Annotated in this window: 5 protein-coding genes; 2 read left to right on the top strand and 3 right to left on the bottom strand. The window is 70.8% G+C overall.

What is annotated here, in order from left to right:
- Together IE267_RS39530 and IE267_RS10595 are read right to left on the bottom strand one after the other, a co-directional pair.
- A partial coding sequence (locus tag IE267_RS39530) for a DUF2165 family protein (RefSeq protein WP_229860943.1) occupies positions 1–186 on the bottom strand: 186 nt, incomplete at its 3' end.
- 489 nt (positions 187–675) lie between these two features.
- Positions 676–3258 (bottom strand): D-alanyl-D-alanine carboxypeptidase, encoded by a 2583-nt coding sequence (locus tag IE267_RS10595; RefSeq protein ID WP_229860941.1) that lies wholly within the window; start codon positions 3256–3258, stop codon positions 676–678.
- Positions 3259–3557: 299 nt separating this feature from the next.
- Between IE267_RS10595 and IE267_RS10590 the strand changes: the two genes are divergently transcribed.
- Positions 3558–5327, top strand: coding sequence for an immunity 49 family protein (locus IE267_RS10590; RefSeq protein ID WP_189762942.1), 1770 nt, complete (start codon positions 3558–3560; stop codon positions 5325–5327).
- A 67-nt stretch (positions 5328–5394) separates the two neighbouring features.
- Here IE267_RS10590 and IE267_RS10585 read toward each other — a convergent pair whose 3' ends face one another.
- Positions 5395–6402, bottom strand: a complete 1008-nt coding sequence (locus IE267_RS10585) for a LacI family DNA-binding transcriptional regulator (RefSeq protein WP_229860939.1) — start codon at positions 6400–6402, stop codon at positions 5395–5397.
- Positions 6403–6838: 436 nt separating this feature from the next.
- Here IE267_RS10585 and IE267_RS10580 point away from each other — a divergent pair, with 436 nt between their 5' ends.
- Positions 6839–10021, top strand: a complete 3183-nt coding sequence (locus IE267_RS10580; protein ID WP_229860937.1) for a GH92 family glycosyl hydrolase — start codon at positions 6839–6841, stop codon at positions 10019–10021.
- Positions 10022–10075: the final 54 nt, after the last annotated feature.

Here is a 10075-nt window from a genome sequence, read left to right as displayed (position 1 = left end):
GACGTGCCGGACGAACTGCCGGTTGGTGTCGAAATCGGTGATGTTGCCGAAGGCGACGAGTGCCATGTACAGCGCGACGGTCGCGGTGAGCAACCCCGCCGCGAGCGGAAGGGCCGGAAGTCGCGCCCGGCTCCCCGGGCGGGCACCCCCTGCCGTTCGTGCCGTGAACCTGAACCTGGAGGTCATCGCGCTCCCTTGTCGGATGTGCTGAGCCATTCCCCTGGCCTGTGCCGAGCCGTCTCCTTCGCCGGACGCGCGGGCTCCGCGCTCGCGCCCGACGTCCAGCCCGCCCACCATCCTGCATTCCCTTGCACAACCCCAAGTCCCTTGTGCAACAACGACGTTGACGGCCGACGAGGCCTGGAGTTGACTCGGGACCGAAACAGCGCACCAGGGAAGGGAGCTTGACCATGATTCCCGAGCAGCCTGTTCCTCCCATGGCCCCACCGGGCCTGCTGTACTCGACCGTCCGCCCGGCGACCGCCCCGCCATCACGCGCGGCCAACTGCTCATGCGGCCCGAGCTGCCAGTGCGGCTGCCAGAGCGGTGGTCCCTGCCAGTGCGGGGGCGCGTTCCCCTGCTGATTCGTACAGCCGACCTCTGACAGCAGTGCGGCCCCGCCGAAATCGGCGGGGCCGCACTGGGGTCGAGTGGCTGCGGATGGCTGCCTTCCGGTCAGCCGATCCGGGTCAGCCTCGCGCCGAACGACGGCTCCGCCAAGTCGCCCTTGAGCGCGACGGGAACCTTCACCTCACCGATGCCGGTGCCCACGGTCAGGGTGCCGATCCGGGTGCCTGCCTTCGCCGTGTGGGGCAGCGTCCTGCCGCCATCGGTGAGGCTGATCCCGACCGAGGCCCCGGACCAGACGGGCACGCTCAGGTCCTTCGTCGCCACGACCGGGACCGTACCCCCGAGGCCGTCGTCCACATGACCGACCACATCGCCCTTCTTCACCACCGTCTCGCTCCGAAGTGCCTTGTCCGCGGCCAGTATCAGGCTCTTGCTCGCCGCAGTCGCGGTGTCGATGATGGGCGCCCGGTGCTGTCCGAACACGGCACCGATGACGAGCTGCTTGCTGTCGCCCACCGTGGTCTCGGCGGCGAACAGGAGGTTGCCGCCCGCCTTGGTCGTCGACCCCGTCTTGATGCCGACGACGCCGTTCAGCGGGACGAGCTTGTTGAAGTTGTTCTGCGTCCTGGCCGTGTCGATCGTGCCACCGCCGGACGTCGTCGTCGACGTGTACGACGGCGATTTGGCGATGGCCCGGAAGACCGGGTCCGCCATGGCCCGCTTGGCCAGCTTCACCTGGTCCTCGGCCGTGCTGACCGTGGACTCCATGAGGCCGCTCGCGTCGGTGTACGTCGTGTTGGTCATCCCGAGTTCCTTGGCGGTGTCGTTCATCTTCTTGATGAACGCCTCCTCCGTGGACGCGTCCCAACGGGCAAGCAGACGTGCCACGTTGTTCGCCGAGGGAAGCATGACCGCCTGCAGGGCCTCCAGTTCGGACACCTGCTGACCCGCCTTCACCTCGACGACGGACTCCTTCTCCTTGACGCCGTTGGTGTAGTCGTCCTGCGCCTTCTGGTCGACCGGGATCGAGGGCCCCTTGTCACCGGCCTTGAGCGGGTGGTCGCGCAGGACGAGATACGTGGTCATCACCTTGGCCACGCTGCCGATGGGGAGCGGCTTCATCTCCCCGTACGTGCCCATCCGGCCGAGGCCGTTGATGTCCACCACGGCCTGGCCCTCGCTCGGCCACGGCAACGACAGGGCTCCGCCGGCCGCGGTGTGGGTCGACTCGGCGGTGAGTTTGAGGGTGGGCGTGGGGAGCGGGCGCAACGCCTGAACCACGACCAGCACGACGGCGAGCAACGCGACGAGCGTGCCCCAGATCTTGATCCGGCGCCCGACCGTGCGGGCCACTGTCTCGGGCTTCGGCGGGGTGTTGGTGAGCTGCGCGAGCAGGTCGAGCGGGGGTGGCGGGCCGCCCGCGTCGCCGCCGCCTGCCGCGGTGGCCGGTGTCGGTGCCGGTGCGGCTGAGGGCGGTGCGGGGGAGGAGGCGGGCGGCCGGGTCAGCGCCATGGTGCGGTCATCGGTGCGCGGCGGCGCGCCGAACTCACGGGTGACGTCGGCCTCAGGGGACCCCTGGCCGGGCCCGTCGCCCACCGCCGGGGGAGCCGGGGTGGGCGCCACGCGACGGGGCGGGGCCGGATGCGGCAGGTCCGGCTTGAGCGCGACGAACTCACTGGTCCGCTCCGACTCCGACTCCGACTCCGCGCGGGCGGCCCAGGAGGGTTTCCTCGCCCATGCGGATGCCGATGCCGATGCCGAGGCGGAGGCAGACTCCGACGCGGGGTCGGGCTCCGACTTGGGTTCGGACTCGGGCTTGGACGCCGCGTCGCGCATGGGCACTGCGCGGTGGTCCGATACGGGCGGCGAGGTGGGCGGCGTGGGGGAGACGGAAGCCGACGCGGCCCCGGGGTCACTCTTGGCCGCCGCCACGCGGGCTTCAGCAGCCTTGGACACCTGGGGCTCCTCGGGCGCGCTTCCCTCTTCCTCGGAGGGCTGCGGGCCTGCGGCCTCTGCCGTTGCCTTCGGCTCGGGGGCCGATGTCTCGGGGGCCGCGGACCTCGGCAGGGAGGCTTCCGCCACGGGTGCACCCGTGGCCGGCGGCATCCCGGTGGACCGCCCGGGACTCCCTGCCTCGGGACTCCCTGCCTCGGGACTCGGCGTCCCGGGCTTCGGGGGCTTCCCGTCACGCCGCGGAGACTCGGAGGCGGGCGCGGCAGAGCCGGAGTTGGCGCCTGCCGCGGCGTCGACGGCGCTGCCCGTGCCGTCCGCAGCGCCCTCGTGGCCCTCGCTGCCCGCGTGGCCCTCGCCCGCCGTGGGGGGCGTGTCCTCGGCGCGGCGCGGCGAATTCCCTCGCGACGCCGGGGACGCGAAGACGAGGGTCTTGTCGCCGAGGTCGCCGAGGTCGCCGAGGTCGCCGAGGTCGCTGCGGTCGGCCGAATCGGCCGGGTCGGTTCGATCAGGACGTTCGGCCGATGGGGACGGGTCCTGAACCGGCTCGGCAGAACCGGAGTTGGAGCCCCCGGGGTCGGCCGGTGCCGGGTCCTTCCGGGGCGCGGTGTCCCGCTCCGCGCCGTCCCGCCGCTCAGCCGGTGTTTCGCCGGCCGCCTTCGCGGCGGCGGAGTCGTCCCCGCGCGCAGCCTCCGTGCCTGAAGGCCCGCCCGCTTTCGCGCTGTTCTTCTCGTTCATACGTGGTGCAGCCCGCCTTGCTGATCTCGCCCTGTGCTCTGCGCTGTCGGCCGCCTAGACGTCAGGAAGGCATGAAGCCGTTCCAGCCGGAAGTACTCATTTCCGAGCCGGTAGGTAACTGCCATGGCTCCGGAAGCCGATCAAGCACGACCACGATCGCATGCCCGTGTGACCAAATGATGACAAAGACGCCGCAGGATCTGTCATGGGCTCGGGCGGACCGTCGAGCCGGGCGCGTTGTCAGACCCCCTTCCTATGCTGGCAGGGCAAGATCGAACGGGGACCGTCGGGAGGCAGAGGTGCGGATCGAGCGCCATCGAATCGGTGAGCCGGCGTTGGCCGCGGCGGAGGCCGACTTCGCGGAGCGGATCGCCGCGGAGGTGCACCGCATGCAGGAGGATCCGCTCCCGGCCACGGGCTGGCGGCTGGTCGCCGACGACCTTCTGGACTACTTGGGTGCACGGTCCGTACGGGTGCCGGAGCTGAGCGGGAAGGACGCCGAGACGGCGCTCGGCTCCGCGGCCGCCGCCTTGGTGGGCGCCCTGGAGCTGGCCTCGTCACCCGGACGGCAGGCAGAGGTGTTCATCGATTACGCCGGGGCCGGGGTGTCGTACGGCGGAGAGTTCGAGTGCGGCGACGCCACCGCGACGCCGGGTGATCGGGTCCGGACCTGCGACTGGCTGGACGCCCTCCTGCTGGCCTTCCTCGCCGAGGTCTCGGACCGCAAGGCGGAGGTGTTCATCGAGGCCGCCCCGCCCTGGCGCGGCAACGAGGGGCGCGCGGACGTGGCCCTCGTCCACGCCCTGATGGCGTACGTCCTCGACCATGAGGAAGGGCCCGTCGACGTGCTGACGGCGGGGCCGGTTCAGGACGTCGAGAAGTGCGCCCTGATCGACATGGTGATCTCCACTCTGGGCGAGGGCGACGACCGGCCCGGCCATCGCGCGGCCCTCAGCACCCTGCGGGCCCTGGCCGCGGGGGACGAGGAGGGCTTCGCCCGCTGTCTGGCAACGCAGTTGGAGCAGTACCGGAGCCGTGCCGCGGGAGACAACGCCAGACCGCGCAGCCTGCTCCCGCTCGACGCCCTGGCCCTCATGGCGATGGCCCACCGGTGGCACGGCTGGGACATTCCGGTCGAGTCCGGTTACCTTCCCCGGGCCCTGGTGACCGGATTCGAAAAGGACGCGCCACGGGTGCGGGCCTACGGCCGGGACAAGCGTGCCGACGCCGTGGCCGCGCTCGCCGCCGGCCCCCTGGTGGTCGAGCGGCCGGGCCGTCCCTGCCCGGACCAGCCCCTGGATCCGTCCCTGTACGACGACGTTGCCGCGCAGGAGATGGCGCGCTTCCACGATCCGAAGACGGACCCGAAGGCGCTCGCGCGGGATCTGACATCGCTCATGGCGGACCAGCGCCAGCGTTTTCTGGTACGCGCCGCGATCGATCCCGACGGGACCGACCCGTGCCAGTACGAGGCCGCGCTGCTCGGTGCCGAGGCGGGGGCGGCCGCCCTTCGAGCGGCACGGGCCGAGCCGGGCACAGAGGTGCCGGTCACCATCGGGGGAACGACGAGGACGCTGCCTGCGTGGCGCGGCTCCTACCGCCCCAACCCGCACCAGTGGCAACAGGCCGTGGCGCTCGCACTGGTCGTCGGAGCACGCAAGCCGCTGGCCGACTGCGTGCTCATCGAGCCGGAGTTCTTCGCCGAGGGCGATCACCCGTCACCCGGCGGGGCCTACTGCGCGGCCCTGCACGACTATCTGCGCGGCGTCGACCCCGAGCCGGCGATGGACCATGCCCTGGCGACCGCCGACCGGATGGCCTCGGGCAGCTTCCTCATGCCGCCGCTCACCCTGCTGTCCCAGCTCGTCCAGTGCGATCAGGAGGGCTTCGCCCTCGCCCTGGCCGATGCCCTGGAAGAGCACCGCGAGCACTACACGGTGGGCGCCCGCGGCAAGGACATCGAAGCCGCCGTCAGCCTGGACGTGCTGGGCCTGGCCTGCCACGCCCGACGCATCGGCTGGCCCGTCCCCGTGAGGTCGCCCTACCTGCCCGAGGGCCTGCTGCACTAGCCCCGGCCGTCTCCACGGGCCGGGCGCCGTCTCCAGTAGCCCTGGTCGTCTCCGCCGGCCCCGCCCGTCAGCGCGGGCGTCCCCCGCCCGCCCCTGAGCCGCGCACGATGAGCCGGGTCAGGAGGACGACCGAGCGGGGAGCCGACCGGTCGCCGTCGATGCGCGAGAACAGGAGGTTCGCGGCCGTGGCGCCGAGCGCGACGGGGTCCTGGCTGACGACGCTGAGCGGGGGACTGAGCCGGTCGGCCAGCGGGAAGTCGTCGAACCCGACGAGGGCGATCGGGTCGGGGTGTCCGAGCCCGTCCATCACCCCGATGGTGATCAGGTCGTTGGTGGTGAACAGCGCCGTGGGGGGACAGGGCAGCGCCCGCAACTCGGCGAGGGCGGCGGCCGCATGGGGCTGGGACCGCAGTTCGTGGCGTACGAGAGCGGGGTCCTCGGGTATGCCGTGGGAGGCGAGCGCGTCCAGATAACCCGCGTGGCGTTCGCGCTGGGTCCAGATGTCGAACCGGTCGCCGAGATAGGCGATCCGGGTGTGCCCGTGGCCCAGCAGATGACTGACGGCCCGCTCGGCTCCCGCGCGATTGTCGACGGTGACGGTGTCCACGGCCAGGCCCTTCGCAGGCCGGTCGACGCAGACGACGCGTGTGCCGGCCTCCATCGGCTGCTTCAGGAAGCCGTGGCCGCCGTTGGTCGGGACGAGGATGAGGCCGTCCACCTGGCGCGCCGTGAAAGCGGCTATGACCTCACGTTCTCGGCGGGGTTCGTCGTTGGTGCTGCCGACCAGGACGAGGAAGCCGCGCCGGTGGGCCTCGTCCTCCACGGAGCGGGCCATCAGCGCGTAGAACGGGTTGGCCAGGTCGTCGACGACCAGGCCGATGGTCGACGTGCGCGGATCCTTCTGCCGCAGGCTGCGGGCGTTGTCGTTCCGCTGGTAGCCCAACTCCCGTACGGCCTGCTCCACCCGGGCCGCGGTGTCCGGCGAGACGCCGGGTTCGCCCGACACCGCCCGCGAGACGGTCATCGGGCTGACTCCCGCGGCGCGGGCCACGTCCTTCATCGTCGGGCGCTTCACGAGCCTCCTCATCGACCGGTCCGCGCCCGGATCCGGCACGGCGACGCGTCGATGATGGCAGACGGAGTCCCATGTCAGGGGCACGCACGGTGCTTGCGCCGATGGCCTCGGATCGTCTCCCGGATTGGTAACGTTCCCATGCGTGCCGAGCGTGGAATCCGTCAGGACTGACGAATCATCAAACTTGCTACGGTGAGAGGAAGTTGGTCCTCACGGCAGAGGCGTGGCGGAGATATGGCAGAGGCGTGGCGGAGGCGGGGCGGAGTGCCGCGGTGAACACGAGGCTGCAATTCGCCCCTCACCCTTGACGGGTAGTCAGGGACACCTCAACAATCCTGAGTTGATTGGTAACGTTCACATGCACATCGAGCATCCTCCGTCCCGAGGCCGCCCGCCGGACGGCGAGTGGTCCCTTGCGAGAAGGTGGTCCCCCCTCGTGCTCCGCTCCGTGCCCTCCTCCGGACCCGCGGTCCGGCCAAGACGTCCCTCCCGGGGCGTCAGCGCCTTCAGTGCGCTGGCGCTCTCCGCCCTCGGACTCGTCGGCCTCGCGGCCGCCGTGCCCGCCCACGCGGCGGCGCTTCCGCTGACCCAGTACGTCGACCCGTTCATCGGCACCGACGACAGCAACGCCCCCAACCCCGTGCCCGGCGGTGCCGGCGGCAGCACCTACCCCGGGGCCGTGGTGCCCTTCGGCGGCGTACAGGTCGGCCCGGACACGCCCACCGCCTCACCGTCCGGCTACCGCTACAAGGACACGTCCGTCGAGGACTTCAGCCTCACGCACTTCGACGGCGCCGGCTGCCCCAACAACGAGGACCTGCCGCTGCTGCCGGTCACCGGCGCGCTCGGCAGTTCACCCGGCACCAACTGGACGAGCTACGCCTCCGGTTACACCAAGGCGAACGAGGTGGCCAAGCCCGGCTATTACAAGACGCGCCTGGACCGCTACGCCACGGACGTAGAGCTGTCCGCCACCACCCGCACCGCCATGGGCAAGCTGACCTACCCCGCCTCGACCGCGTCCCGGTTGCTGATCAACACCGGCCGCAGCGCCACGGGCAACCGCGCCGGGTCGGTGCACATCAACGGCAATGAGCTGACCGGCAGCGTGACGGCCGGTGGATTCTGCGGCTCGTCCAAGACGTACCAGATCTACTTCGACGTGCGCTTCGACCGGACGCCGACCGGCTTCGGCACCTGGTCCGGCGGCAGCGTCAGCGACGGCTCGGCCACGGCCTCCGGCACCAACACCGGCGCCTACGTCACCTTCGACACGAGCACCAACGCGACGGTCCAGTTCAAGGTCGGCCTGTCGTACGTGAGCATCGCGGGCGCACAGGCCAACGTGGCTGCCGAGAACGCAGGTTGGGACTTCGGCGCGATCCGCACCGCGGCCGACACCGCCTGGAACCAGATGCTCAATCGGCTCCAGGTCACCGGCGGCAGCGCCACGGAGCGGCAGAAGTTCTACACCGCGCTGTACCACGTGCTGCAGAGCCCCAACATCTCCAGCGATGTCAACGGCGACTACCGGGGCTTCGACAGCGCCGTGCACAATGCGTCGCGCCCGGTGTACCAGAACTACTCGGGCTGGGACATCTACCGCTCGTGGGCCTCGCTCATCGCGCTCATGGCCCCCACCGAGGCGAGTGACATCGCCAAGTCGATGGTCCTGGACGGACAGCAGGGCGGTCTGCTGCCCAAGTGGTCGCAGCAGACCAACGAGGACTTCGTCATGACGGGCGACCCCGGCCCGATCATCGTCAGCAGTCTGTACGCCTTCGGGGCCCGCGACTTCGACACCTCGGCCGCGCTCTCCCTGATGGAGAAGGCTTCCAACGGCGGTACGGCGCAAGGCAGCGCGATCCGGGGCCGCCAGTCCACCTACACGAGCCTGCACTACCTCGACGACCCCTCCGACTCACTTGAGTACTCGGCGTCCGACTTCGCCGTCGCCCAGTTCGCCAAGGCACTTGGCAACACATCGAGCTACAACACTCATATGGGACGCGCCCAGTGGTGGCGCAACACCTTCAACTCCGAGTCGTCCTACGTGCAGCAGCACCAGAGCGACGGCTCCTGGAGCTGGCCGCTCGACCCGGCGAGCCAGTCCACGTTCACCGAGGGCAATGCCTCCCAGTACACCTGGATGGTGCCGTACGACTTCTCCGACCTGATCAACTCCATGGGTGGGGCCGGGACCGCCGTGCAGCGTCTCGACCACCACTTCACCGAGGTCAACGCCGGTCAGAGCAGGCCGTATTACTACATAGGGAACGAGCCGGAGCACGGGGTTCCGTGGGCCTACAACTACGCACGCCACCCGGCGGGCGCCACCGACGCCGTGCGCAAGGTGATGGACGAGTCGTTCACCACCGGCGCGGGCGGGCTGCCCGGCAACGACGACCTCGGTGCGACGTCGGCCTGGTACGTGTGGGCCGCACTCGGCATGTACCCCGCGACTCCGGGGGCGGACACGCTGGCCGTGCACGGGCCCCAGTTCCCGTCCATCCTGATCCAGCGGGCGGCCGGGAACATCACCATCAACAGTTCCGGCAGCGGGCCCTATGTGCAGGCGCTCGCCGTCAACGGCACTTCCACCAGCCACAGTTACCTGCGCTACCCGGACGTCGCGGGCGGCGCGACCCTGAACTACACGATGGGCGCCGCGCCGAGCGGCACCTGGGGCACCGGCGCTTCCGACGTGCCGCCGTCGTTCCAGGACGGCGCCACCCCGGTGCCCGCCGCGCCGGAGCTCGGCACCGACCTCGCGCTCGGCAAGCCGGTCACCGGATCGGCGAGTTGTGCCGCGGCGGAGTCGGCCGACAAGGCGGTGGACGGGTCGCTCACCAACAACAGCAAGTGGTGCTCGTCCGCGGCGAACCCCTCGCTCCAGGTCGACCTCGGGTCCGTGCGCAACGTGTCCTCGTTCGTGATCAAGCATGCCGGTCTGGGAGGTGAGAACACCGGCTGGAACACCGGTGCCTTCCAGATCCAGACCAGCACCGACGGCACGGCCTGGACCGCCGCGGCCACCGTCACCGGCTCGCGCTCCAGCCGGACCTACCATCCCGTGTCGGCCCGGTCGGCCCGTTACGTGCGCCTGGTCGTCACCAGCCCCTCCAACACCAGTGGCGGGGGCAGCGACGCGGCCCGGGTCTACGAGCTGGAGGTCTACGGGCCGAGCGGCGGCAGCCGGGACCTCGCGATAGGGCAGCCGGCCACCGGCTCGGCGTCGTGCAACGCCACGGAGACCCCGGAGAAGGCGGTCAACGGCAGCTTCACCGGCGGCACGGGTGACAAGTGGTGTTCGAAGGCGTCCGGCACCAAGACCCTCCAGGTCGATCTGGGCGCGTCCCATCCGCTGAGCTCGATCACCGTGCGCCATGCGGGCGCGGGCGGCGAGAGTGCGGACTGGAACACCAAGGACTACGACCTGAGCGTCTCCGGAGACGGCGCCACCTGGACCACGGCGGCGCAGGTGCGAGGCAACACCGCCGATTCCACGACGAGCACGGTCACCGGATCGGCCCGGTACGTGCGCCTCGGGGTCCTCGTCCCGGCCCAGAACACCGATCCGGCCGCCCGCATATACGAGCTGGAGGTCAACGGAAGCTGATCCTCGTCACGGCGGCCCGCCCAGCACCCGCTGGGCGGGCCGCCGTTGGCATGT

The organism is Streptomyces xanthochromogenes, assembly GCF_014650455.1.
GTDB lineage: Bacteria > Actinomycetota > Actinomycetes > Streptomycetales > Streptomycetaceae > Streptomyces > Streptomyces xanthochromogenes.
The sequence above is the reverse complement of the archived record's forward strand: the minus strand, read 5'-3'. Positions and strand labels throughout refer to the sequence as shown.

Bases quoted from the DNA above. Each gene is read 5' to 3' on its own strand.
- IE267_RS10595 (WP_229860941.1), bottom strand. From the start codon at position 3,258: ATGAACGAGAAGAACAGCGCGAAAGCGGGCGGGCCTTCAGGCACGGAG.